24 protein-coding genes are annotated in these 23410 nt (G+C 72.1%); 5 read left to right on the top strand and 19 right to left on the bottom strand.

Features of this window, described 5'->3' with window-relative positions; genetic code table 11:
* Window positions 1-131 precede the first annotated feature (131 nt).
* Entirely contained in the window at window positions 132-1202 is a 1071-nt protein-coding gene (locus ACZ4A5_RS27150) for a type III polyketide synthase (protein ID WP_398873143.1), read from the bottom strand.
* A 10-nt stretch (window positions 1203-1212) separates the two neighbouring features.
* Window positions 1213-2421, bottom strand: coding sequence for a cytochrome P450 (locus ACZ4A5_RS27145; RefSeq protein ID WP_467589613.1), 1209 nt, complete (start codon window positions 2419-2421; stop codon window positions 1213-1215).
* A gap of 337 nt (window positions 2422-2758) precedes the next feature.
* On the opposite strand from ACZ4A5_RS27145, the gene ACZ4A5_RS27140 reads away from it, so the two are divergent.
* The 4 genes from ACZ4A5_RS27140 to ACZ4A5_RS27125 are packed head-to-tail and all read left to right on the top strand — an operon-like array spanning window position 2759 to window position 5677.
* Window positions 2759-2944 (top strand): hypothetical protein, encoded by a 186-nt coding sequence (locus ACZ4A5_RS27140; protein WP_361529689.1) that lies wholly within the window; start codon window positions 2759-2761, stop codon window positions 2942-2944.
* Entirely contained in the window at window positions 2941-3684 is a 744-nt protein-coding gene (locus tag ACZ4A5_RS27135; RefSeq protein WP_467589610.1) for a hypothetical protein, read from the top strand. The genes ACZ4A5_RS27140 and ACZ4A5_RS27135 overlap by 4 nt, the downstream gene beginning before the upstream one ends.
* Entirely contained in the window at window positions 3681-4598 is a 918-nt protein-coding gene (locus ACZ4A5_RS27130) for a DUF6895 family protein (RefSeq protein ID WP_467589607.1), read from the top strand. The genes ACZ4A5_RS27135 and ACZ4A5_RS27130 overlap by 4 nt, the downstream gene beginning before the upstream one ends.
* A complete protein-coding gene (locus tag ACZ4A5_RS27125; protein ID WP_467589604.1) occupies window positions 4595-5677 on the top strand; it encodes a serine hydrolase domain-containing protein in 1083 nt (360 codons plus the stop codon). Before ACZ4A5_RS27130 ends, ACZ4A5_RS27125 begins: the two co-directional genes overlap by 4 nt.
* Here ACZ4A5_RS27125 and ACZ4A5_RS27120 read toward each other — a convergent pair.
* From ACZ4A5_RS27120 to ACZ4A5_RS27100, 5 genes are all read right to left on the bottom strand, one after another.
* Window positions 5579-6478: a LysR family transcriptional regulator gene (locus ACZ4A5_RS27120; protein ID WP_467589601.1), complete on the bottom strand. Its 900-nt coding sequence runs from the start codon at window positions 6476-6478 to the stop codon at window positions 5579-5581. The two genes, ACZ4A5_RS27125 and ACZ4A5_RS27120, sit on opposite strands and share 99 nt — an antisense overlap.
* Window positions 6479-6671: 193 nt before the next feature.
* A complete protein-coding gene (locus tag ACZ4A5_RS27115) occupies window positions 6672-8423 on the bottom strand; it encodes a dipeptide ABC transporter ATP-binding protein (protein WP_467589598.1) in 1752 nt (583 codons plus the stop codon).
* Complete coding sequence (locus ACZ4A5_RS27110; RefSeq protein WP_467589595.1) at window positions 8420-9235, bottom strand: ABC transporter permease; 816 nt, start codon at window positions 9233-9235, stop codon at window positions 8420-8422. The genes ACZ4A5_RS27115 and ACZ4A5_RS27110 overlap by 4 nt, the downstream gene beginning before the upstream one ends.
* Window positions 9235-10176 carry an ABC transporter permease gene (locus tag ACZ4A5_RS27105; protein ID WP_467589592.1) on the bottom strand — a complete coding sequence of 314 codons (942 nt, stop codon included), beginning with the start codon at window positions 10174-10176 and terminating at the stop codon, window positions 9235-9237. The genes ACZ4A5_RS27110 and ACZ4A5_RS27105 overlap by 1 nt, the downstream gene beginning before the upstream one ends.
* The gene (locus tag ACZ4A5_RS27100; RefSeq protein WP_467589589.1) at window positions 10173-11684 is read right to left on the bottom strand and encodes an ABC transporter substrate-binding protein; all 1512 of its coding nucleotides are present in this window, start codon (window positions 11682-11684) and stop codon (window positions 10173-10175) included. The genes ACZ4A5_RS27105 and ACZ4A5_RS27100 overlap by 4 nt, the downstream gene beginning before the upstream one ends.
* 262 nt (window positions 11685-11946) lie before the next feature.
* Between ACZ4A5_RS27100 and ACZ4A5_RS27095 the strand changes: the two genes are divergently transcribed.
* Window positions 11947-12141, top strand: coding sequence for a hypothetical protein (locus tag ACZ4A5_RS27095; RefSeq protein ID WP_467589585.1), 195 nt, complete (start codon window positions 11947-11949; stop codon window positions 12139-12141).
* A 24-nt stretch (window positions 12142-12165) separates the two neighbouring features.
* Here ACZ4A5_RS27095 and ACZ4A5_RS27090 read toward each other — a convergent pair whose 3' ends face one another.
* The 12 genes from ACZ4A5_RS27090 to ACZ4A5_RS27035 all read right to left on the bottom strand — a co-directional run bounded on the left by ACZ4A5_RS27090 (window position 12166) and on the right by ACZ4A5_RS27035 (window position 23372).
* The gene (locus ACZ4A5_RS27090; protein WP_467589582.1) at window positions 12166-12882 is read right to left on the bottom strand and encodes a 4'-phosphopantetheinyl transferase family protein; all 717 of its coding nucleotides are present in this window, start codon (window positions 12880-12882) and stop codon (window positions 12166-12168) included.
* Window positions 12879-13736 (bottom strand): metallophosphoesterase family protein, encoded by an 858-nt coding sequence (locus ACZ4A5_RS27085; protein ID WP_467589643.1) that lies wholly within the window; start codon window positions 13734-13736, stop codon window positions 12879-12881. The genes ACZ4A5_RS27090 and ACZ4A5_RS27085 overlap by 4 nt, the downstream gene beginning before the upstream one ends.
* Window positions 13737-13817: 81 nt before the next feature.
* Window positions 13818-14603 (bottom strand): ABC transporter permease, encoded by a 786-nt coding sequence (locus ACZ4A5_RS27080; RefSeq protein WP_467589579.1) that lies wholly within the window; start codon window positions 14601-14603, stop codon window positions 13818-13820.
* Window positions 14600-15547, bottom strand: coding sequence for an ATP-binding cassette domain-containing protein (locus ACZ4A5_RS27075; protein ID WP_467589576.1), 948 nt, complete (start codon window positions 15545-15547; stop codon window positions 14600-14602). The genes ACZ4A5_RS27080 and ACZ4A5_RS27075 overlap by 4 nt, the downstream gene beginning before the upstream one ends.
* 64 nt (window positions 15548-15611) lie before the next feature.
* Window positions 15612-16448 carry a DUF4097 family beta strand repeat-containing protein gene (locus ACZ4A5_RS27070; RefSeq protein WP_467589573.1) on the bottom strand — a complete coding sequence of 279 codons (837 nt, stop codon included), beginning with the start codon at window positions 16446-16448 and terminating at the stop codon, window positions 15612-15614.
* A gap of 103 nt (window positions 16449-16551) precedes the next feature.
* Window positions 16552-17070 carry a toxin-antitoxin system HicB family antitoxin gene (locus ACZ4A5_RS27065; protein ID WP_467589571.1) on the bottom strand — a complete coding sequence of 173 codons (519 nt, stop codon included), beginning with the start codon at window positions 17068-17070 and terminating at the stop codon, window positions 16552-16554.
* Between the two features lie 165 nt (window positions 17071-17235).
* Window positions 17236-18096, bottom strand: coding sequence for an AraC family transcriptional regulator (locus ACZ4A5_RS27060; RefSeq protein WP_467589640.1), 861 nt, complete (start codon window positions 18094-18096; stop codon window positions 17236-17238).
* A gap of 105 nt (window positions 18097-18201) precedes the next feature.
* Window positions 18202-19455: an ATP-grasp domain-containing protein gene (locus ACZ4A5_RS27055; protein WP_467589568.1), complete on the bottom strand. Its 1254-nt coding sequence runs from the start codon at window positions 19453-19455 to the stop codon at window positions 18202-18204.
* Window positions 19456-19599: 144 nt separating this feature from the next.
* Complete coding sequence (locus ACZ4A5_RS27050) at window positions 19600-19920, bottom strand: AzlD domain-containing protein (RefSeq protein WP_467589565.1); 321 nt, start codon at window positions 19918-19920, stop codon at window positions 19600-19602.
* Window positions 19920-20753: an AzlC family ABC transporter permease gene (locus ACZ4A5_RS27045; protein ID WP_467589561.1), complete on the bottom strand. Its 834-nt coding sequence runs from the start codon at window positions 20751-20753 to the stop codon at window positions 19920-19922. The genes ACZ4A5_RS27050 and ACZ4A5_RS27045 overlap by 1 nt, the downstream gene beginning before the upstream one ends.
* A gap of 36 nt (window positions 20754-20789) precedes the next feature.
* A complete protein-coding gene (locus ACZ4A5_RS27040) occupies window positions 20790-21950 on the bottom strand; it encodes an acyl-CoA dehydrogenase family protein (protein WP_467589558.1) in 1161 nt (386 codons plus the stop codon).
* A 267-nt stretch (window positions 21951-22217) separates the two neighbouring features.
* The gene (locus ACZ4A5_RS27035) at window positions 22218-23372 is read right to left on the bottom strand and encodes an acyl-CoA dehydrogenase family protein (protein WP_467589556.1); all 1155 of its coding nucleotides are present in this window, start codon (window positions 23370-23372) and stop codon (window positions 22218-22220) included.
* Between the last annotated feature and the right edge of the window lie 38 nt (window positions 23373-23410).

Genomic DNA, 23410 nt, shown 5'->3' with positions numbered 1-23410 from the left:
ATTCAGCCCGTCCGGCGATTGACGACAACGCGCGAAGCGTGTTGCTGGGGGCTGGGGGCTTGCCCCCACGCGGCGGAGCCGCACATCAGACGCAGCCGGGAAGGGGCGGGGCTGGGGAGAAAAACCCCGCCTCAAGCCACAGGCACCGCCGCCTCCGACCGCGACCACGTCCCCAGGGCGATCTCCGCCGTGATTCCCGGGCCGAACCCCGCGATGACCCCCCGCGCGCCATCCGCCGCCCCGCCGTCCAGGAAGAGCCGCTCCAGCGCGTCGAAGATCACCGCCGAGGCGATATTGCCCCGCTCCGTGAGCGTCGCGCGGCTGTAGCGGAACATCTCCGAGGGGAGGTCCAGGTAGGTGCAGAGGTCGTCCAGGATCCGGGGGCCGCCCGCGTGGACGACGTAGAAGTCGAGGCCGGACATGTCCCAGTCGTAGGGCTCGGCCATGGCCCGCATGGCGGGGGCGAGCATGGCCATCGTGCCGGGCACCCGCTTGTCGAGCATGAAGTGGAAGCCGGTGTCGCGGACGCCGTAGGAGATCCAGTCCTCGGTGTCGGGCACCAGATGGGAGCCGTTGCACTCCAGCCGGACGCCGGAGCCGCCCTCGCCCCGGACGACCGCTGCCGCGAGGGCGTCGCCGAAGAGGCCGTTGGAGAGGAGATTGCCGACGCCGAGGTCTGTGGGCTGATAGCAGAGCGAGCAGAACTCGCAGGAGACGATCAGCACGTTCGACGCCGGGTAGGCCGTGCAGAAGTCATGGGCGCGGTTGATGGCCGCGCCCCCCGCGGCGCAGCCGAGCTGGGCGATGGGCAGTTGCCGGGTCTCGGACCGGAAGTCCATGGTGTTGATGATCCAGGCGGTCATCGACGGCATCATGAAGCCGGTGCACGAGACGTAGACGATGAGGTCGATGTCCCGGGTGGTGAGCTCGGCGTGGTCGAGGGCCTGCCGGATCACGTCCGGCACCCGGGACTTGGCCTCGATCTCGTAGAGGGCGTTGCGGGCGGTGAAGCCCGGGTGTTTGAGGGTGTCCTCGATGGGCTGCACCAGGTGCCGGGTCTGCACCCCGGTGTTGCCGATCAGTCTCAGGGCGAGGCCCAGCTGAGGGTGGTCCGCGTGCAGCGTGCGCGCGAGATCCAGGGTTTCTTCCCGGGTGATGACGTACTCGGGGACGGCGATGGACGGCCTGCACAGAGTTGCCATGATCCGCTCCTTACCAGGCGACCGGCAGGGCGAGCGGATAACGCCAGATGGAGACGGTGTTCCACTGCACCTCCTCCGCCGGTACGGCCAGCCTCAGTTCGGGAAAACGGTTGAGCAGGGTGCCGATGGAGACCTGGAGCACCATGCGGGCCATGTGGGAACCCAGGCAGTGGTGGCTGCCGTATCCGAAGGCCATGTGGACCGCGGGGTCCTTGCGCTCGAAGTCCAGCTCGTCGGGGTGTTCGTAGACCATCTCGTCGCGATTGGCGGTCAGATACGACACATGGACCGTGTCGCCCGCCTTGATGGTCGTCCCGTCGAGGTCGACGTCCTCCAGGGCCACCCGCGGGATGCCCACGCCCTGGCGGAACGGGATGAATCTCAGCAGCTCCTCGATGGCCTGCGGGAGAAGCTCGGGCCGCTCCTGCAGCTGCATGAGGTGCTTGGGGTGGGTGAGCAGGGTGTAGATGATGTTGCTGATGTCGTAGGTGGTGGTGTCGTGTCCGGTGACGACCAGCAGCATGGCGAGCACCGCCAGCTCGTTCTCGTCGAGCATCTCGTCGCCGATGCGCGCGGTGGCGAGTGAACTGATCAGGTCGTCACCGGGGTTGCGCCGGCGCTCCTTGCCGAGCTCGCTGAAATAGGCCCGCAGACCGGCCTTCGCCTCGGCCGCGGAGGTCTTGTCCGCGGCGGCCATGGACATCATGGCCATCGCCCAGCCGCGCAGCTGCTTGCGGTCCCGCTCGGGGATGTCGAGCAGCTCGCAGATGGTCATCAGCGGGAGCCGGCCCGCGAGGTGGTCGGCGACGTCGGCCGGAGCGCCGTGCTCCTCCATGCCGTCCAGCAGGGCGTCGACCGTCTTCTGGGTCCAGGGTCTGAGCTCCTCCACCTGCTTGGTGGTGAACGCCTTGACGATGAGCTTCCGCACGCGGTTGAGGTCGGGAGGGTCCATGACGTTGATCGCCTCGGCCTGGACGATGGGCGCCGGGGTGATCCGCGGGAAGTCCATCCCGACCAGCGCGGCCCGGCTGAAGCGTCTGTCCGAGGTGACCGTCTGCACGTGGTCGTAGCTCGTGACCAGCCAGCACCGGCCCTCGCCGTACGGCATGCGGACCCGGACGACCGGGGCCTCCGTCCGCATCCGCGTCATGAAGGGGTCCGGCTCCAGAGCCTCATCGTGTCGGAAGGGACAGCTTCGCACGGAGTCCGAAGTGGTCATCGCAGCACTCCCATTTGCCCAGGGCCCCGCCGATGGCGCGCCAGCCTATTTTCAGACCATGCCGCAATGACAAGCACGCCACACACAAGCCCCAGCGATTCACCCGGACGATGGATTTCTCATGGAATCACCGGCAACATCCCCCTCTCCCCCATCTTTTTCCCCTTTACTTCGCCGCTTCCCTTTTTGCCCGCAATAACGGAGTTCCGGGGTACACCCGTCCGGTCCCCCGTTTGCCTCTTCCGGTTGCTCTCGAGCTGCGGATGCCCACGGATCCTTTTACAGTCGAATCCGACATCACGGACAAGTGATGACATTCCGCTGCAAGGAGACGCTGATGCTCGCTCAAGAGACCCTCCGACTCGTCGCAACCCCCTCCGAGGCGGCCGCGATCGGCACGCTGATGGTGGAACCCGAGGCCACGGTCAGCGATCCGCCACTCCCCGCACCCGAAGCGGCGGGCTTCCTGCTCGCGCTGCTCCTCCTGTCCCCCAAGGAGCCGAAGGAGCCGAAGGGCAAGTGAGCTCGCGGGCGGATTTCGCCGCGGCGGCCGATGATCTGGCGATCCGTGTCCTTGGTGCCCTGCGGGGCGCCAAGGGCACGGCGCTCGTTGCCCGCCACATCGACAGCGCCCCCGACGCCCTGGCGGCACTCGCCGCGATCCGGGTGATCGGGGCGGACACCTTCTCCCCGTACGTCCTGGCCGACGCGGCCTTCCACGCCGAGGACGCGGCCGCCGTGGCCCGCTCCTTCGAGGCGTTCCCGCTGCCGGGCACCGGGCCCACGGCCCCCGTGGACGAACGGACCGCCGCCTGGCGCGACTGGGCGACGGCACAGCTGCTGGCCCGCCTCGGCGGGAACGGCACCTGGCGCGTGGACGCCGCGCAGCCCGAGGGCGACGCCGCGCTCGCCGACACCGCGGACTGGCAGCGCTGGTCCGTGCGCATGGCCCAGCTGGCGACGCTGGCCACCCCCGGACTCGACGGGCCCGTGCACGAGGCCGCCCGCGGCGCGGCCCTGCCGCTCGGCCGGGGCGTCACCCGTTCGCTCCTGCGCCGCGACTTCCCCACGGCGGTGCGCCTCATCCGCTGGCTGGCGTGGCTCGCCCACGAGGGCGTCCCGCTCCCGCTGGAACCGCTGCTCGCGCTCGAACACGTACGGCTGCTGGGCGGCGAGAGCCCGCGGACGGCCCTGGACCTGGCCGTCGCGCGCCACCTGCTCGAAGGACGGCACCACCAGGGCACGCAGGAGGTACGGACATGACGGTTCCGGAAGCCGTGGCCACGGCGGCCCGCAGCATGGCGGACCGGGCCCTGTCCTGGCTGCACGCCAACCGCGCGCACGGCGCCCTCCCGGAAGGCACCACCGAGACGATCGCCGACCCCGACAGCGTCTACAAGCCACTGGGCGAGACGACCCTCGCCGCGTCCATCCTGTTGCGCGACGGCGTGGCCGGGGCCGGCCAACTGGTCGCCGCGCAAGCCCTGATGGACTTCACCTGGCAGCAGCTGCGCGAGGGCGACATGCTCTACGAGCGCCAGCTCCGGCACACCCTGATGACCGATCCGCTGGAGATGTACGCGCCCTTCGTCCGCTGCGGCTACCGCCACGCCGACCTCGACCGGCTGCTGGCCCACCGCGCCCGGCTGCGCTCGGTGGAGGGCGTCGAGCTGCTGCCCAACCGCCGGCTCGCCGTCGCCAACGCCGCCCGCGTCGCCGGGCTCGCCCACGACGCCGACTGGGCCGCGCTCGCCCGCGCCACCTGGCTGGGCGCCACGCCGGAGCCCTGGGCGATCAACTGGATCACCGCCTACGCGATGACCCACACGGTCTTCCACCTCACCGACTGGGGCGGCCGCCCGCACGGTCTGCCGCCGGACCTCACCGCGTACGTACGGACCTGGCTGCCGGTGTGGATCGACATCTGGCGCGAGGTCGGGCAGTGGGACCTGGTCGCGGAGCTGCTCATCGTCGGCGCCTCCCTGGACGAGCCCTACTGCGAGCCCTCGGACTGGGAGGCCATCGCCGCACTCCAGCACGAGGACGGTTTCGTGCCCCGGGACGCCGACCCCGTGGACGACGACCCCCACCAGCGGTTCAAGGACCACCAGCACACCGTGGTGGTCACCGCCGTCGCGGGCTCCATCGCGCTCGCCCGCGCGGCGCGCGAGCCGTGAGTGAGGCGCTCGCCCGTGCCCTCACGCCCCTGTTGGGCGCCGCCGACGGCGCGCGTGCCGTGGCCGTCGCGGCGGTGCGCGGCGAGGAGCGCGTGCTGCTGTGCCGGGGGGCTGCCGAACCCGGAACGCGCTTCGAAGTCGGCTCCCTGACCAAGACGTTCACGGCACTGCTGCTCGCCGAACTCGTCGCCCGCGGGGAGGTGCGCTACGACGATCCCCTGGACCGCTATCTCCCACGCGTCGTACCGGGCCCGCCGATCACCCTGCTGCACCTGGCCACGCACACCTCGGGGCTGCCCAGGCTGCCGCCGGGGCTGATCGGCCGGGAGGCCCGCGCGGCCTGGTTCAGCAATCCGTACGCCGCCTTCACCTCCGCCGACCTGATGGCCGCCCTCCCCCGCACCCGGCTGCACCACCGGCCCGGCACCCGGGTGCGCTACTCCAACTACGGTGTGGGGCTGCTGGGTCACGTCCTGGCCCGCGCCGCGGGCGGTGACTACGCGGACCTCCTCACCGAGCGCGTCCTCGCGCCGCTCGGCCTGTCCGACACCGACTGCGACCCCTACCGCCCCCAGGCCACCGGCCACTGGCACGGCAGGCCGCGGCCGCCCTGGCTCGTCCCCGGGCTGCCGGGCGCCGGCGCCCTCCGCTCCAGCGCCCGCGACCTGCTCCGCTGCCTGCTGGCCCTGCTCGACCCCGAACGCGCCGGACCGCCCGGCCTGCGGACCGCGCTCGCCGACGTGCAGCGCCCCCGGCTGGCCCTGCCCCGCACCGGCCACCGTGTCTGCCTCGTGTGGAACCTCCGCCCGCGCGGCGGCCGGCCGCTGCTCCATCACTCCGGTGGCACACGGGGGTTCAGCGCGTTCGCCGGGTTCCTGCCCCGCTCCGGCTGCGCGATCGCGGCCCTGGCCGACACCTCGCCCACTCCGCTCGCCCCCTTCGTGCAGGCCGCGTACGGGACGCTGTGCGCCCTGGACGGGTCAGGCGTCGGCGACGTGCCGGGTGACTGTGTCCGCGAACTCCCGGGCGGAGGGCGAGAGAGCCGACCACTGCCGGGCGGCCCACCCCACGTCCAGTGACGGGATGCCGCTGACGGGGATCAGCCGGACGCCGTCACCCGCCTGGCCGAACAGCCCCGGCACCGCGGGTATCAGCGCGTGCCCCAGCCCGAGTTCGGCGAGGAGCAGCGCGGTGTCCCAGTCGGTGGCCCGCGTGGTGGTCGCGCGCGCCGGGAGGCCGTGTTCACCCAGATAGTGCTCCACCTGCCGGCCCGAACTCGTCCCGGCGGGCGGGCGGATGAGCCGGGTCCGGGCCAGGTCCTCGGCGCGCAGCGCGCTCTCCTGCGCGAGCGGGTCGTCCGGCCGTACGGCCAGCACCCAGTCGAGGCTGGCGACCGGCCGCTGTTCGACGCCCTGGATGTCACCTCCCGGGGTGATGGTCACCCAGGCCAGGTCGACGGAACCGGCCCGCAGCACGTCCAGGCAGCGGCCGCTGGAGCGCTCGGTGCGGAACTCCAGGCCCACCTCCGGGAACGCGCGGCTGAAGTCCTTGATGGCCGGGCCCAGGAAGTTGCGGATCGTCGTGGCGCCGGTGGCGATGACTACGCCACCGCCGTGGCCCGTCCGCAGCTCGTCGAGCATCCGCAGTCCCTCGGACAGCGCGGTGAGGCTGTCCGAGGCGGCGCGCCGGAGGATCCGGCCGGCCGGCGTGGGCACGACGCCGCGCGGCCGGCGCTCCATCAGCGGGAGGCCGACCTCCTTCTCCAGGCGGCGCACGTGCTGGCTGACCGCGGACTGCGTGCACTTCATCTCCCGGGCCACGGCGCTGAGGTTGCGTGCCTCACACACCATGACGAACACCTTCAGGTCGTCGAGGGTCATGGATCAACCCTAAGCTTTTCCTTGAAGGTGTAGGGGCAACTCTTAGGATTGACTGGGTTGCTGATGCGGCGACATCATCTAGGGCGACGGCGGCAACCTGGGCGCGGCCGTTCGCCCCGAGCATGCGCGGGGCCGACAAGGACAACAGCCGCGCCCGGGTGCCGACCTCCCCGCTCACGGGACCGGCGCCATCTCAGCCGGAGAGGCCCCGCCCCAGCACCGGTACCGCGCGCAGCAGTTGCCGCGTACAGGCGTGCCGCGGGTCGTTCCAGACCGCGTCCACCGTGCCCCGCTCCACCACCCGGCCCTGCCGCATCACGAGCACGTCGTCGCACAGGTAGCGGATCACCCCCAGGTCGTGGGACACCACGCACAGCCCCATGCCCCGCTCCTTTGTCACCGCCCTCAGCACGTCGAGGATCTGTGCCCGCACCGAGACGTCGAGCGCGCTCACCGGCTCGTCCGCCAGCAGCACCGAGGGTTCCGGGGCGAGCGCGCGGGCGATGGCGACGCGCTGGCGCTGGCCGCCCGAGAACTGGTGGGGGTAGCGGCCCGCCGCGTCCGCGGGCAGGCCCACCGCGGCGAGCAGTTCCGCGACCCGCCCGGCGGAGGCGGCGCCGCGCAGGGGCTCCGCGACGATGTCCCGTACGCGCATCCGCGGGTCCAGCGAGCCCATGGGGTCCTGGAAGACGACCTGGAGGCCCGCCCGGCCCGCGCCCTCCACCGTGCCCGACGTCGGCCGGTCCAGCCCGGCGAGCAGGCGCAGCAGCGTCGTCTTGCCGGAGCCCGACTCCCCCACGACGCCGAGGCGCCGTCCGGCGCGCAGCTCCAGACCGACGTCCTCCAGCGCGGTGACGTACGCGCGCGGCGCGAAGGGACGGGCCCGCGGACGGGCGTAGCGGCGGGTCAGGTTCCGGGCGGTGAGCAGCACCCGGCCGGCCTCCCGGGGCGTCTCCGGCGACGGCGGCACGGTCCCGGCCGGGGCGCTTCCGGGGCGGGGGTGCCAGCAGGCGACGGTGCCGCCCGCCGCGTCCGTGACCGGTTCGGGGCGTACGGCACAGGCGTCGTCCGCGTAGGCGCAGCGGTCCCGGAAGACGCAGCCTTCCGGCAGCGCGCCGGGCGCGGGCACGGTCCCGGGGATCGCCCGTGGGCGGGCGCCGGGCGAGAGGTCGCACGCGGCGAGGAGGGCCTCGGTGTACGGATGGGCCGGGCGCGACAGCACCCGCCGCACGGGCCCGCTCTCCACGACGCGCCCGCCGTACATCACCAGCACGCGGTGGCACACCGAGCCGACGAGCGCGAGGTCGTGGCTGATGTGGAGCACCGCCGTGCCGCGCTCCTCGGACAGGCCGGTGATCAGGTCGACGATGTCCTTCTGCACGGTGACGTCGAGGGCCGTGGTCGGTTCGTCGCAGATCAGCAGGGCCGGGTCGTTGGCGAGGGCGATGCCGAGGACGCCGCGCTGCCGCTGGCCGCCGGAGAGCTGGTGGGGGTAGGAGCGCGCGGCGCGGACGGGGTCGGGCAGCCGCAGGCGGCCCAGGAGGCCCACCGCCGCCTCCCGGGCGGCGGCGCGCTCCGTACGGGCTCCGTGCAGCCGCAGGGTCTCCGCGATCTGCGGGCCGACGCGCATCACGGGGTTGAGGGCGGTCATCGGCTCCTGGAAGACCATTCCGGCGAGCTTTCCGCGCACGGTCGACAGCTCGCGGTCGGAGGCGCCCACGAGGTCGAAGGGCACGCCGTCGAGCCGGGCGCCGCCGGTGGCCCGCAGGGTGTCGTCGAGGAGGCCGAGCAGGGCGAGGGCGGTGAGGGTCTTGCCGGAGCCGGACTCGCCGATGACGCCGAGGCGTTCGCCGCGCGCGAGGGAGAAGGAGACATCGCGCACGAGCGGCACGGCGCCCGCGGTCACGCCCAGCCCGGTGACCTCCAGCAGGGGCGCGGTGGTCATCGGACTCCTTCGAGCGTGGGGTCGAAGCGGTCGCGCAGCCCGTCGCCGAAGAGGTTGAGGCCGAGGACGGCGGCGGCGATGGCGAGCCCCGGCCACAGGCACAGCTCGGGCTTGGAGAACAGCAGCTCCTGGGAGTCCAGCAGCATGCGCCCCCAGGAGGGCGTGGGCGGCGGGGTGCCGAGACCCAGGTAGGACAGCGCGGCTTCGGCGAGCACGGCGGTGGCGAAGGCGACGGACACCTGCACGATGACGACGTCCCGGATGTTCGGCAGGACGTGCCGCCAGGCGATGGCCACAGGGGTGCGCCGGGCGAGCCGGGCCGCGTCGATGTACTCGGCCGCCATGACGCGCAGTGTGGCCGCCCGGCTCACCCGGGCGAAGCCGGGCGCCGAGGCGATGCCGATGGCGGTCATCGCGGTGAGCGTGCTGGTGCCGTAGACGGCCGCCAGCATGATGGCCAGCAGCAGCGCGGGGAAGGCCAGCAGGAAGTCGCTCACCCGCATCACCAGCGCACCGAGGAATCCTTGGGACATCCCGGCCGCGATGCCCATCGGCACTCCGAGGACCGTCGCGGAGCCGACGGCCACCAGCCCCACGAAGACGGTGGTGCGGGCCCCGGTCATCAGCCTGCTGGCGACGTCCCGGCCGAACTGGTCGGTGCCCAGAAGGTGTCCGCCGCCGGACGGTGCCAGCCGGTGGGCCGCGTCGACGTGCAGGGGGTCGTAGGGGGTCCACAGCAGGGAGAGCAGCGCGGCGGCGAGGACGAGGGCGACCAGGGCGCCACCGGCCGTCAGCGTGGCACGGTGTCTCATCAGCGGCTCCGCAGCCTGGGGTCGAGCAGGTGGTAGAGCAGGTCGGTCACGACGTTCACCACGAGCACCGCCACCACCAGGACGGTCACCACGCCCTGCACCAGCAGCAGATCGCGGTCGGCCACGCCCTGGAGGAGCAGGTCGCCGAGGCCGGGGACGACGAAGACGCGCTCCACGACGACGGCGCCGACGAGCACCGCGCTCAGCTGGAGGCCGAGCACGGTGAGCACGGGGACGGCCGCGTTGGGCAGGCCGTGCCGCCACAGGGCGGCGCGGCGGCGCCTGCCCTTGGCGCGGGCGGTGCGCAGGAAGTCCTGGTGCAGGACGGTCAGCACGGCGGAGCGCACATAGCGGGTGAGGACGGCGCCCTGCACCAGGCCGAGGGACAGGCACGGCAGGACGAGGTGGCGCGCCCACGCGCCGGGGTCCTCGGCGAGCGGGGTGTAGCCGCCCGCCGGCAGGACGCCCGCCCGGACCGCGAAGACGTAGACGAGGAGGATGCCCGCGAGGAAGGCCGGCACGGCGATGCCCGCCTGGCTGAGCGCGGACAGCAGCGTCCCGGCGGCCCGGCGGTGCCAGGCGGCGGCGAGCACACCGGCGGGCAGCGCGAGGAGCACGGCGACGCACATGCCGCCCAGGGCCAGCCAGCAGGTGACGCCCAGACGGTCGGTGATCCGGGGGCCGATGGGGTCGTGGGTGACATAGGAGGTGCCGAAGTCGCCGTGCGGCAGCCCCTGGGCCCAGTCGAGATACTGCACGGCCAGGGGCCGGTCGGTGCCGAATTCGTGCCGCAGCGCGGCCACCGCGCCGGGCGTGGCGTTGGTGCCGAGGGCCACCTCGGCGGGGTCGCCCGGCAGCACGGCCAGGAAGGCGAAGACCACGAAGCTCGCGATCACCGCGCTGATCAGCAGCGAGGCGAGCTTGCGCGGCAGCAGCCTCACTTCTTGGCCCAGCGGACACCGGTGAGCTCGAAGCCTTCGCCGGTCTGGTTGACCGGCAGGCCGGTGAGGTTCTTGTCGGCGACCATCAGGTTGGGCATCAGATACAGCCAGTCGGCGGCCGCGTCGTCGGACAGCAGCCGGGCCGCCTGGCGGTAGCGGGCGGTCTCCTCCGCCGGCTTCCCGGCGTCGCCCTCCTTGAGCAGCCTGCCGAATTCGGGGTTGTCGTAGTGGAAGTAGTAGCCGCTGTCGGCGAAGGTCCACAGGTCGCGCGGCTCGGCGTGGTCGATGATCGACATGTCGTAGTCGCCCTTGGTGAAGACCTCCGACAGCCAGCGCGCGGGGAACTCCAGCGGCTCGATCCCCACCTTCAGCCCGACCTGGTCGAGCTGGGACTTCACGACCTGTGCGGCGGAGACGGCGTACGGCAGGTTGGGCACCCGCAGCCGCAGGCTCCTCCCCTCCGCGCCCGCGTCCTTGAGGAGCTGCTCCGCCTTGGCCGGGTCGTACGGATAGCTGCCGGTGAGGTCCTCGTACCAGGGGTCGGTGGGGGTGGCCATGGTGCCGATGAGCTTGCCGTGGCCGGATCGGGCGGTGGCGACGAGCGCCCTGTGGTCGATGGCGTGGCGCACGGCCTGGCGGACGCGCTTGTCCTTGAACGGCTCGCGGGCGTTGTTCATCGACAGGACCACCTCGCCGGTCGAGGTGCCCTCGATGGTCTGGAAGCGGTTGGTGTCGGCGAAGCGGGAGAGCGACTCGGGGGCCTGCACCGTGCCGAGGACGTCGATGCCGTGGGTGAGCATGGCGTTGTTCATCGCCCCGGCGTCCTTGAAGTACTTCAGGGTCACCTTGCTCAGCTGGGGCGCGGTGCCCCAGTAGGCGGAGTTGCGGTCGAGCACGATGCGCTCGCCGCGCCGCCGCTCGGCCAGCTCGAACGGGCCGGTGCCCACGGGGTGGTTGGCGAGGTCGCCCACGCCGGTGCGGCTGAACATCGCGCCGACGCGCTCGGTCATCGAGAACAGCCAGCCGTTGCTGGGGCGGCCGAGCGTGACCGTGACGGTGTGGTCGTCGGCCTTCTCCGCCTTCTCGACCACGTCCATCTGGCGGGCGATCTTCAGCTTCCAGTCTCTCTTGACGCGGTCGATCGAGAACACCACGTCGTCGGCGGTGAAGTCGGCGCCGTTGGTGAACTTCACCCCCTGACGGAGGTGGAAGGTGTACGTCCGGCCGTCGTCGGAGCGCTCGTACCGCTCGGCGAGCTGCGGCTGGATCCTGCCCTGCTGGTCGAGCCGGACCAGCCCTTCGTAGACGCTGCCCAGCAGCGCCTGGGGGATCGCGGCGCCGTCGGTGGTGGTGAAGTCCAGGCTCGCCGGCTCGGCGACGAGCCCGACGGACAGGGTGTCGGTACCGCCGGAAGCGGACGATCCGCCACCGGAACCACAGCCGGCCAGCACACCCCCGAGCAGGGCGGCACCGGTCACGAGGACGGGCAATCGCTTCGACCTGGTCACTGTTTCTCCGTCGCTGTGCCGGTCGTCGACTCGACGCCGGCGCGTCGCCGGTCGCACTGTCTCCGCACGGACTTGGAATCGGTGGCCCTCGGGAAAACCTTTCCACGAGGGCAGCTGCCCACGCCATGGACCGGAGGCGGAGGTGATCGAGTTCACGCCCGCGTGGGTGCCCTCAACTCCCTTGCGCAGCCGCCTTCTTCCTCACGCGGTCGAGGGGAAGTCGAGGGGAATTCGACTTCTTCCGACCCGGAGTGGGGCCCGTATGACCGAGATCCTCACCGAGCCCGTGACCGGGCCGAGCGTCTGGCGGTCCGCCGACTTCACCGGCGAGGGCGAGTGGGTGGTGGCCCTCACACCGGAAGAGGTGGGCGAGCTCGACGCGGCACTGACCGCCGCACGGAATCGCGAACTCCCCTTATCTGCCGTGACGTTCACGAATTTCCCCCTCGCCACCTGATCTTTTTCCCCAGCCCCGCACCCCCTAGCCGCACCCCACCGAAGACTCCCTCAGCCCGCCCTCCGGGGATCGCGAGCCCGCCATCAGGGCGATCGCCGTCACGACCAGACCCTCCGCCGCCAGCCACCGCCCCGTGAAACCCTCCAAGCGGCATCCGCCGACCACAGGCCCCGGCACCAGCAAGCGAGCCGAGAACGTTCCGCCCGCCGCGTCGAAGGAGAGCTCCGCCTCGCTGAAGTCGAGCTCCTGGGCCGTGAGCGGATACCAGGTCTTGAAGACGCTCTCCTTCGCGCTGAAGAGCATCCGGTCCCAGGCCACCTCGGGCCGTCGCGCGGCCAGTTCGGCCAATTGCGTCCGCTCGGCCGGGAGGGATATCGCATCGAGGACACCGTCGGGCAGCGGAGCGTCCGGTTCGGCGTCGATGCCTATGGACACGGCGTCGGCCGCGCGCGCCACGACGGCCGCGCGGTAGCCCTCGCAGTGGGTCATGCTGCCGACCACGCCGGCGGGCCAGCCGGGGGCGCCGCGCCGGTTGGGGAGCAGGGGCACGGGTGCCAGGCCGAGTTGTCCGAGGGCCTTGCGCGCGCAGACCCGTACGGTCGCGAACTCGCCCTTCCGCTTGGGCACCGCGCGCACCACGTGCGCGGCCTCCTCGGGAAGGAGGAGGTGCGCCACGTCGGCGGGCAGCGGGCCGAAGTTCTCCTCCGAGACCGTTTCGGCAGGCAGGATGCGCTCGATCACCAGGCTGCTCCTCGCCGCTCGCCGGCCGGTCTGGGCAGGATCTGCCGCAGGGGTTCGCGCGGGGGGCGGGGGCGCCACTCGCGCGGATAGCCGACCGAGACCTCCTCGAAGCGGACTCCGTCGTGCCAGGTGACGCGGGGGATGTGCAGGTGGCCGTAGACCACGGCCGCCGCGCGGAACCTCCGGTGCCAGTCGGCGGTCAGCTCGGTGCCGCACCACTGGGCGAAGTCGGGGTAGCGCAGGATCTCCGTGGGGTGCCGGAGCATCGGCCAGTGGTTGACGAGCACGGTGCGGTGGGCGGGGTCGACGGCGGCGAGCCTGTCCTCCGTGTACCGCACCCGCGCCCGGCACCAGTCGTCACGGCCCGGATAGGGGTCCGGGTGCAGGAAGTGCTCGTCGGCGCAGACCACTCCCGCCTCGTACGCGCGGCGCAGCGACTCCTCCTTGGTGTCGGCGCCGGGCACCCGGAAGGAATAGTCGTAGAGCACGAAGAGCGGGGCCACGGCCACCGGGCCGCCCTCGCCCTGCCAGACCGGATACGGATCCTCCCGGGTGGCGATGCCCAGACTCCGGCACAGCTCCACGAGGTGCAGATAGCGCTTCTCGCCGCGCAGGTCGACGGGGTCCTTGGGGTGGGTCCACAGCTCGTGGTTCCCCGGCGCCCAGACGACCTTGGCGAAGCGGCCGGCGAGGAGGCGGAGTGCCCACTCGATGTCGGCGTATTTCTCGGCGACATCACCGGCGACGATCAGCCAGTCGCCGTCGGCTCTCGGCCGCAGCTGTTCGACGAGAGAGCGATTGTCCTTGTAGACGACGTGCAGGTCACTGACCGCGAGCAAACTTCCGTTGGGCACCGTGATGTCCTCCCCGGCCACCGAAACTAATCGATCATCCGTCCGGAAGGAAGCATTCACGGTCCTTTCCACCCCTGCGGGTCACTTGACCCGGCGGAACACCGAACGCGCCCACCAGTAGCCGACCGCCGTCAGACCGAGGCACCACGCGACGGCCGCGATACCGCTGTTGCCTATGTGCGTGCCCATCAGCAGGCCGCGCAGCGTCTCGATGATGGGCGTGAACGGCTGGTACTCGGCGAACCAGCGCAGCCCCGTGGGCATGGACTCCGGCGGGACGATGGCACTGCCCACGAAGGGGAGGAACTGGAACGGCAGCGGGATGTTGCTGGCCGTCTCGGGGTTCCTGGCGACCAGGCCGATCGCGGCCGCCAGCCAGGTGAGCGCGAACATGAGCAGGGTGAGCAGGCCGGCGGCGGCGGCCCACTCGGCCGGCCCCGCGCTGGGGCGGAAGCCCATGAGCAGCGCGACGCCTATGACGGCGGCGACACTGACCAGGGTCTGGATCACGCTGCCGACGACATGCCCGGTCAGGAATGACGCGCGGGAGATCGCCATCGTGCGGAAGCGGTTGACGATGCCCTCGGTCATGTCGACGGACACGCCGACCGCCGTGGCCATGGCCCCGGAGGTCGCGGCCATCAGGATGATCCCGGGAGCGACGTAGTCGATGTACGCGCTGCCGCCGGAGGGGGTACCGCCTATGCCGTCGCCGAGCGCGCCCCCGAAGACGTAGTTGAAGAGCAGCAGCATGACCACGGGCATCGCGACGACCGAGACCGTCATGGCGGGGTAGCGCAGGGCGTGCTTGAGGTTGCGCCGCAGCATCGTCATCGAGTCGCTGACGGCGTAGGAGATCGTGCTCATCGGACCGCCTCCTTGGCGGAGTTGCCGGTCAGGGTCAGGAAGACGTCGTCGAGGTCGGGGGTGTGCATGGTGAGCGACTCCGCCTCGATCGAGGCGGCCTCCAGGACATCGAGGACGGCGCGCAGCGTGAGGACGCTGCCGTCGCTGGGGACGCGCAGGGTGAGCGTCTCGTCGTCGCGCGTCACGGCACCGAAGCGGGTGGCCGCGGCGTCGAGTCCGCCGAGGTCGGCGAACCGCAGCTGGATGTGGCCGCCGGGGATCCGGCGCTTGAGCTCTTCCGCGGTGCCCTCGGCGACGAGGTGCCCGTGGTCCAGGACGGCGATGCGGTCGGCGAGTTGGTCGGCCTCCTCCAGATACTGCGTCGTCAGGAAGATGGTCACGCCCTCGTCGGTGACCAGGCCGCGGATGATCTCCCACATCGTGCGCCGGCTGCGCGGGTCGAGCCCGGTGGTCGGCTCGTCGAGGAAGATGACCCGCGGGTCGCCGACCAGCGTCATGGCGAGGTCGAGCTTGCGCCGCATGCCGCCCGAGAAGGTGCTCGCGGTCTTCCTGGCCACGTCGGTCAGGTCGAAGCGGCGCAGCAGTTCGGCGGCGCGCCGCCGGCCCTCGCGGCGGTCCAGGTGGTGCAGGTCCGCCATGAGGGCCAGGTTCTCCTCGGCGGTGAGCAGGTTGTCCACCGCGGAGAACTGGCCGGTGACGCCGATCGCGGTGCGCACGGCGTCCGCCTCGCGGGTCAGGTGGCATCCCGCGACGTACGCCTCGCCGGCGTCGGCGGGGATGAGCGTGGAGAGGATCTGCACGGTGGTGGTCTTGCCCGCGCCGTTGGGGCCGAGGAGGGCGAAGACCGTGCCCTCGGCGATGCTCAGGTCGCTGCCGTCGAGCACTTTCTTGTCGCCGTAGGACTTCACCAGTCCCGTGGCGGTGATCGCCGCAGGAGGCGTCATGGCTGTCGGATCCCTTCTGTGGGAAGGGGGCCGGGAGCGGCCCCCGGGAGGGCGCGCCGGGTGGTCAGGCGCGGTGGATCACGATGTCGCCGACGGAGGTGCGGGCGTGCACCTCGACGGTCTCCTCGCCGTCCTCGGGGCCTTCGGCCGGGCCGAGGGAGTTGCGCACGGTGCCGGCGCCGGTGCTCACGTCGAGCCAGGCCGCGGTGGTCCGCCGGATACCGACCTCGAGGTCGCCGGTGGAGCCCTGGAGCGTGACCTTCCCGCGCGCCACCTCGCCGACGTGGATGGCGCCGTTGGCGGACTTGGCCTCGACCCCGCCCTGTGCGACGCCGACCGAGATGGTGCCGTTGGCCGAGCGCGCCACCAGGTCTCCGGCGATCTCGCCGATCTCCGTGTCGCCGTTGCCGTTCTTGACCGAGGCCGCGCCGGCGATCTCACCGATCTCGATCCGGCCCGCGCCGACGATGTCGGCGTCACCCGTCACGCGGGCCACGCGGATGTCGCCGTGGCTGGTCCTGAGGTTGACGGTGGCCGCCTGGTCGACCTGGATGTCACCGAGCGAGGTCTTGAGCCGGCAGTCCCCGAAGGCGCCCTCGCAGATGAGGTCCGCCATGGGCGCGAAGCCCTGGACGTGCGATCCGGCCGGCAGCTCGACGGTCAGCTCGATCGCCCCGCTCCTGCCGAACACGGTGCGCTTCCTGGGGCCCTTCACCAGCAACTTGCCGCCCGCGAAGGTGACTTTGGTCTGCTGGGCGACCCGTACGTCGTCGTCCTTGGCGGAGTTGGCCGGCAGCACCTCGACGACGGTGTCCGTGCGCTTGCCCGCGATGATCCGGGCGATGCCGACATCGAATTCGAGGATGACGGCGATGGGGTCAGGGGTGTCGAAAGTTGGCATGGCTGTCCCGTCCTCGTGGCTCGTGTGCGTCCCCGCGGTCGGCGGGGGTGGTGGCCCCGCGGCTCGCGGGGGTGGTGAGAGGTGGTGCTCCGTGCCGGTCCGGCTAGCGGACCCAGCCCGTGTATCCCTGGCCGCCCACGGCGCGGCCGCGGGCGGCGGGGCGGGCCCTTCCGCCCGGCTCCAGGGCGGTGGCCACGGCCCGTACGAGCCAGGCGTTGACCGAGAGGCCCTCCTTGCCCGCGGCCTCCTCGGCCTTCGCCTTCAGGTGCGCGGGGAGGCGGAAGTTGATCCGCGCGGTGGCGCCGTCGTCCCCCTCCGGGACCGCGGCCGGCGCGGGTGCGGCCGCCGGCTCGCCTGCCCGCTCGTACGGCTCCTGCGCGGGCGGGGCCGTGACCACGAACTCGGGGTCGAGGCCCCGCAGCCGGACGTCGACCGAGCCGGGCGCGAGATCTCCGGTGACCTCCGCCATCGCGGCGGACAGCGCGTTCAGCAGCATCAGCCGGGCGGCGGACTCCAGGGGCGTGGTGAGCCGGTCGGCGAGGGCTCGGGCTTCCTCGCCACCGGCGTCCGCGGCGACCGCGAGCTCGTTCCGGAGGTTGTCGACGTAGGGCGTGAGGTCCATGGCACCATTATGGCACACCGATGGCGCCATGGCGAGCCATCGTGGCACCAAGTTGTGGCACCGACGGTTCCGCAACGCAGAAAGGCACCGCGACGCGGAAAGGCACCGCCCTGCCTGGCCGGCAGGCGCGGTGCCCGTCTGGTGGGCCCTACCGCGGGTGCGCGCTCAGTCGCGCTCCACCGGTATCCACAGCTCCACGTCCGCCCGCGTCCCCTCCTGCGACAGCCGCGTGCGCAGGATCTCGGGGCCCCGCCGGCTCCGGTACGGGTTGGAGGGGAACCACTGCGTGAACACGTCCCGCCACATGTGCTGGAGCGACTGCGGGAAGGGACCCGAGTCCTCGAAGACGGCCCACGTGCCCGCCGGGACGGCGAGCTCGTCCATGTCCTCGGGCGTGGGCGCGCCCGTCACCGCGCCGTGGTAGTAGTCGAATTCGGATCCTTCCTCCCGGCCCTCGGACAGCTGGTCGCTGACCGAGACGATCCCCTCCGGCTGCTGGTCGGACAGGCAGTGGATGCGCCGGTGCGTCTCCTTGTCGATGCCCTTGATGAACGCGGCGATGGCCGGGTTCACCCCCTCGTACACAAGAGGCACCCGGGCCTTCCTGCCGACCACACGGAACTCTTCCTTCTCCACGATCCGGTATCGCATGCTGCTGCTTCCTTCGACGACGAGCCGGAAGGACATCCGGGGCTGTGAGCGCAGCGCCGCACCCGTGCGGCGCGCCTCGCCGGGCCCGACGCCGTGCATGGCGCGGAACGCGCGGGCGAACGCCTCACCCGAGGTGTAGCCGTAGCGCACCGCGATCTCCAGCAGCGTCCGCTCCCCCGCGAGCACTTCGGCTCCCGCGACGGTCAGCCGCCGGCGCCGTACGTACTCCGACAGCGGCATCCCCGCCAGCGCGGAGAACATCCGGCGGAAGTGGTGCTCCGACGTCATCGCGAGCCGCGCCAGCTCCGCTCCCTCGATCCGCTGGTCGAGGCGGCCCTCTACGTGCTCCAGGGCCTGGTTGAGCTGCTCCAGCACTCCGGTCTCCTTCTCTCTTACGACCTTCACGCTAGGAGGGCCGCGGCCTGCCGCACCCGACTTCCTGTGCCCGTTCCTGTCGGGTGGCGCGCCCCCGGCGCCGCGTCAGCCGGACCCGCGGTCGTACGTGACCACCAGCGTCTTGTCGATCGCGTCGAAGAGCTCCGCCAGCACCGCGTGGTCGGGGGCCTCACCGTAGACGATGGCGGCGAACGCCTGGGTGCCCTCACGCCAGTCGACCACCTGCCCCGGGCGGCGGACGACCTCGACGCGCCGGACGCCCGGCAGGGCCTTCGTTTCCTTGACGCCCGTCATGGAGACGATCGCGCGGGCGTCGAGCGGCGGGGCGAAGAAGCGCTGGAAGGCGATGCGTTGGTGCACTGGTGCGGTGAGGTCCGCGGGGAGCCGTCCCAGGGCGCAGTCGAGGGCGGTACGGAGCATCGGGAACCCCGTCGCCCTGCCGACGGTGTCGTCGATGAAACCGCCCAGCCTGCCGTTGACCTCGATCAGGCGCGGGCCGTCGGCGGTGAGCTTGAACTCGGTGTGGGCGATGCCGGACGTCACCCCCAGCGCGCGCAGCGCCTGTTCGGTGGATTCGGCGAGCCGGGCGGCCGTGGCGGCGTCGACGTTGCTGGGGAAGAAGGCGCCGGTCTCACGGAAGGGGTCCAGCAGGGGCGGCTTGCCCGTGATGCCCACCTGGACGATCCTGCCGCCCACGGCCACCGACTCCACCGAGACATAGTCACCCCACCGCGGGCCGGCGACGGCCGGGTCGCCGACGAGATACTCCTCCAGCACCAACTCGCTCTCGCCCGACGCCAGCAGCTCCTTCACCGTGCGGACGCAGTCCGCGACAGTCCACGCGAGGACGGTGTTGCGGCTGCCCGCGCCCTGTCGCGGCTTGACGACGGCGGGGGCGCCCACGGCCGCTGCCGCCTCGGCGGCGTCCCCGGGCGCGGAGACGGCGGCGTAGCGGGGCAGCGCGGGCACTCCCGCGGCGGCGAGGGTGGCACGCTGGAGGTGCTTGTCGGCCAGGGCGGCGGCCGTGGCCGGGGAGTGGAAGGCAAGGCCCAGACGCTCCGCGAGCGCCGCGGTGGCCTCCAGCGCGCGGTCGCTGAAGGTCGTGATCCCGGCCGGGCCGAGGGCTTCCAGCCGCCGGGCCGTGGCCTCGGCCAGGGGCGCACCGGCGTCGAACTCCACCATGGTGCCGATCTCCCGCAGCAGCGGGAGGTCCTTGGCGACGGCGGGTACGGACAGGTCGCAGAGGAGGAGAAGTTCGCAGTGGCCGGCGGCGGCCGCGGCGAGCTGGAGCGGGGTCACGGAGCCGTTGTCGTGGACGACGGCGAGGCGGGGTGGCATGCGGGTCCTTTTCGGTGGTCAGTCGCGTCCTTTTCGGCGGACAGCGGGTGCGGGGGTGGCCTGTCGTGCCCTCAGCCGCCGGACGGGCTCGCCTGCGCACCCTCGTCCGCCGCGGCCGGCCGGTCCGGCTCCCGGGGACACCGCCTAAGCGCCCAGCAGCTGCCGCAGGACGAAGAACGTCACCACACCGATCGCCGCCACCGCCAGGAAGTTCTTGATCAGGCGGCCCGCGATCAGGGTGACGATGCCGCCGACCAGCGTCGGGACCGCCCATTCCCCGCCGCCCTCGTACATGGGCGTGACGACCTCGGGGAAGACCAGGGCCGCGAGCACCGCTCCCGGCACGTAGTTCAGCGCGGTCTTCACCGCGTCCGGCAGTTCGCGGTCCTGGAACAGCACGATGGGCAGATAGCGCGTCGCGAAGGCGCAGGCGGCCATGCCGATGATGAGCAGGGTCAGGAACATCAGGCCGCCTCCGTGGACTTCGCGCGCTTCTTCTCCCAGGTGTCGCAGCCCGCGCCGATCGCCGCGCCGCCGAGCGTGGCGACGACGAGTCCGAGGTTGTACGGCAGGGGGTGCGCGGCAAGGGCGAGCGCCCCGGCGCCCAGCACCGCGGCCCACACCTTCCAGTTGACCATCGCGCCCGCCATCATGGCGATGAAGATCGCCGTCATGGGGAATTCGAGGCCCTGGTGGGCGATGTCCGGCACGGCCGAGCCGAGAATCATGCCCAGGACGAGGGACGTGATCCAGTTGGCGAACATCGCCATCGACGCGCCGAGGAAGTACCACTGCCGGTCCCGGATGCCGGTCAGCGTCTTGAACTTGTCGACGACGACGAAGAAGACCGCGTCGACCAGCCCGAAGGCCAGCAGCGCCCGCCAGCGCTGCGGCAGCTCGCGCATGTGCGGCCGGAGCATGATCGCGTAGATCATCATCCGCAGGCTCAGCACCAGGGTGGTGAGAAGGATGATCGGCCAGCCCACCCCGTCGCGGAGCAGCTGCTGGCCGGCGAGCATCGCGGTGCCGGAGTTGACGGCGGCGGCCATGGCGACGGTTCCCGCCCAGCCGATGCCCCCGGCGATCCCGGCGGCTCCGGCGATGATGCCCATGGGGAACGCGCCGATCATGAACGGGGTCATGGCCCGCGCACCCGCCCAGAACTCCGTACGGTGCGTGCCCCGGCCCCCGGCCCCGGTGTCCCCGCCGTCGGCCCCTGCCGCCACCGGCTCACGCGTGCCGACGCGTTCGTCCGCCGCACCGGGCTCCTTGGTCCCGCTGCATACGGGCTCCTCCAACGGGTCCACCTCCCTCCACATAGCCACCTGGGGAATTCATGCAGACTGCGGATGCCCCAGGCCGGTCAGCCGGTCCTTGAGCAGCGGGACCACCTCGCCGCGCAGCTCAGCGGGTGACCCCAGGCGGAGAGACTCCACCGCGGCGCGACGATAGAACAGTTGAGCGTCGCTGTCTTCCGTCATCCCGTACGCACCGTGCACCTGCATGACCTCCGCGGTGATCTTGCGCGCGGTTTCGGCCGCCATGGCCAGCGCCTGCGCCGCCTCCAGCCGGACCGCGCCCGTGCGCCGGTCCGCCGCCCACGCGGCGGCCCGGACGACCAGTCGTACGGCGTCGAGGCGGGCGGTGAGATCGGCCAGCCGCAGCGCGATCACCTGTTGGTGGCCCAAGGGCTTCCCGAACTGCTTGCGGGACTTCGCGTAGGAGACCGCCAGGTCGAGAGCGCCCCGGCCGAGTCCGACGAGATACGCGGCCTGCCGGACGCGAGCGGCGTCGAGCACCGTCCGCCAGTCCTCCGCGAGGGAGGCACCGGCGTCCGTTTCCAGCCAACTGTCGACAGGGGCACCGTCGAAGGCGACCGCGTACAGCTCGCCCCGCCCCAGCTCCTCGTGGCGCCGGGCGGTCACTCCGGGCGCGTCCGGCCGTACGAGCGCGACGCGCACCGTGCTGCCCTCGTGGCCGACCACCAGGAGAAGGTCCGCCTCCGGCACGAAGCCGACGAACGTCCGGGTGCCGGTGACCGACTTCCGGTCCTGGCCGACGGTCAGCGGGGCCGGGACGGCGGTCGTGCCGGTGCCGTGCTCGCGCGCTGCCAGCGCGATCCGGATGCCGCCGGCGACGGCCGGCAGGAGCTCGTCCCGCACGCCGTTCGCGTCCGTACGCGCCAGGAGCTCGGCGGCGGTCACCGTGTCCAGCAGCGGCCCCTGGTACAGGGCGGCCCCCAGCTGCTCAGCGGCGACCGCCCAGGCTTCCTGGGGGCGCTCCCGGCCGCCCAGCGCCTCTGGGAGCGACAGGGCGGACAGGCCCAGGTCGGTGAGCGCCTGGTGGACCATGGCGCGGATGTCGGCGTCGTCCTCGGTGCTCGTGCGGGGGGAGCGGTCTGCCATGCGGCGCACCAAGGGGGTGAGCTCTTCGTCGAGGAACTCGCCGAGTCGGGCTTCGAGTGTCCGCTGACCGGGGCTCAGGGTGATCTTCATGTGGGTGGTCCTCCGTACGTTCTGGCCGGCCGGCGGGGTTTTCCCCGGCCCCGTCCCTTCCCGCCGCATCTGAGGTGCGGCTCAGCCGCGTGGGGGCGCGTGCCCCAGGCCCCCGGCTGCGGGCCGGTTCGCGCCTGCGGCGTAAAGCGCCCTCGGTGCCCCGCGGAAGAAGTCCGGGAGCGTCCTCGAACGCCGGACGGGCTGGATGCGGCTGATGCCGATGTGGATGCGGCCTCGGACCCGCCAGGCTGTCGAGACACCTCGCCCTCACGCCAGCAGGCCCAGCCCCGTCGACGCGATCAGCGACCGCATCACCTCCGACGTGCCCGACGCGAGCGTGAGGCCCACCGCCTCGCGGTAGGCGGCCTCGCCCGTGCCCTCCGTCACCGCTCCCTCGTCGTGGCGGGTGAGCGCGCCCTCCAGCCCGGTGAGGTCCAGGTGGGCCTGTGCCACGTCCTGGGCGACCTCCGAAGTGATCAGCTTGGACATGGCGTTGTGCACGTCGTCGCTCGCGCCCTCGCCGAGCTCGGTGACCGAGCGCCAGGCGAGCAGCCGGGCGGCCCGTACCCAGGAGTCGAGCTCCACCAGCCGCGGCCCGTGCACCGGGTGGTCGAGCAGCCCCGTGCCGGCCGCGTGCCGCAGCAGCGCGTCGAACCAGCGGCACGCCTTGGCCTCGAACTCGACGCCCGTGCGCTCCAGTCCGAGGACGCTGTTGATGACCTCCCAGCCGCCGTCGACCTCGCCGACGACGTCGTCCTCGGTGACCCTGATGCCGGTGAGGGTGACGTCGCCGAACCGCTCGTCGCCGAGGTTCCACAGCGGGTCCACCAGGACGCCCGGTGTCTTCAGCGGCACGGCGAACAGCGTGATGCCGTGGTACTTCACCTCGGACTCGCTCGTGCGAGCCGCGCACAGCGCGAAGTCGGCGAGGTGCGACTTCATGCTGTAGACCTTGCGCCCGTGGATCCGCCAGCCGTCGCCGTCCGGCTCGGCACGGGTCTGGAGCGACGCCAGGTCGGAGCCCACGGCGGGCTCGCTGAAGAGGATGCTCGCGGCGCCCTCGCCCCGGGCGATCCTCGGCAGGAGCCGGCTCTTCTGGCTGTCCGTGCCGTACATCATCAGGGCCAGGCCGACGATGTCGATGCTCAGTGTGTGCACGATGTCGGGCACACCGTGGGCGATGAGCTCCTCCGTGAGGATCGCCTTGTCCTGGAGGGTGCCGCCCAGCCCGCCGTACTCCTGCGGCCAGTTGACCGCGAGCCAGCCGCGTTCGCCCAGCCTGCGGTAGACGTCGAGCAGCCCCGGCTCCACGCCCCGCGCGCCGCGGACCGCCGCGACCTCGGCACGGACCTCCTCCGAGCACAGCAGCGCGCAGATCCGCTCGCGGAACTCCCGCTGCTGTGCCGTCGGCTCCAACTCCACCGTTCCGCTCCTCTTGTTCGAAGGCTGCTCGAAGACTG

The sequence above is a fragment of the Streptomyces sp. NPDC025618 genome, from assembly GCF_055558795.1.
The sequence above is the reverse complement of the archived record's forward strand: the minus strand, read 5'-3'. Positions and strand labels throughout refer to the sequence as shown.

Excerpts from the sequence above, each read along its gene's own strand:
- ACZ4A5_RS27150 (WP_398873143.1), bottom strand. The coding sequence starts at position 1,202 with ATGGCAACTCTGTGCAGGCCGTCCATCGCCGTCCCCGAGTACGTCATC.
- ACZ4A5_RS27145 (WP_467589613.1), bottom strand. The coding sequence starts at position 2,421 with ATGACCACTTCGGACTCCGTGCGAAGCTGTCCCTTCCGACACGATGAG.
- ACZ4A5_RS27140 (WP_361529689.1), top strand. The coding sequence starts at position 2,759 with ATGCTCGCTCAAGAGACCCTCCGACTCGTCGCAACCCCCTCCGAGGCG.
- ACZ4A5_RS27130 (WP_467589607.1), top strand. The coding sequence starts at position 3,681 with ATGACGGTTCCGGAAGCCGTGGCCACGGCGGCCCGCAGCATGGCGGAC.
- ACZ4A5_RS27120 (WP_467589601.1), bottom strand. The coding sequence starts at position 6,478 with ATGACCCTCGACGACCTGAAGGTGTTCGTCATGGTGTGTGAGGCACGC.
- ACZ4A5_RS27115 (WP_467589598.1), bottom strand. The coding sequence starts at position 8,423 with ATGACCACCGCGCCCCTGCTGGAGGTCACCGGGCTGGGCGTGACCGCG.
- ACZ4A5_RS27110 (WP_467589595.1), bottom strand. The coding sequence starts at position 9,235 with ATGAGACACCGTGCCACGCTGACGGCCGGTGGCGCCCTGGTCGCCCTC.
- ACZ4A5_RS27095 (WP_467589585.1), top strand. The coding sequence starts at position 11,947 with ATGACCGAGATCCTCACCGAGCCCGTGACCGGGCCGAGCGTCTGGCGG.
- ACZ4A5_RS27080 (WP_467589579.1), bottom strand. The coding sequence starts at position 14,603 with ATGAGCACGATCTCCTACGCCGTCAGCGACTCGATGACGATGCTGCGG.
- ACZ4A5_RS27075 (WP_467589576.1), bottom strand. The coding sequence starts at position 15,547 with ATGACGCCTCCTGCGGCGATCACCGCCACGGGACTGGTGAAGTCCTAC.
- ACZ4A5_RS27070 (WP_467589573.1), bottom strand. The coding sequence starts at position 16,448 with ATGCCAACTTTCGACACCCCTGACCCCATCGCCGTCATCCTCGAATTC.
- ACZ4A5_RS27065 (WP_467589571.1), bottom strand. The coding sequence starts at position 17,070 with ATGGACCTCACGCCCTACGTCGACAACCTCCGGAACGAGCTCGCGGTC.
- ACZ4A5_RS27055 (WP_467589568.1), bottom strand. The coding sequence starts at position 19,455 with ATGCCACCCCGCCTCGCCGTCGTCCACGACAACGGCTCCGTGACCCCG.
- ACZ4A5_RS27050 (WP_467589565.1), bottom strand. The coding sequence starts at position 19,920 with ATGTTCCTGACCCTGCTCATCATCGGCATGGCCGCCTGCGCCTTCGCG.
- ACZ4A5_RS27040 (WP_467589558.1), bottom strand. The coding sequence starts at position 21,950 with ATGAAGATCACCCTGAGCCCCGGTCAGCGGACACTCGAAGCCCGACTC.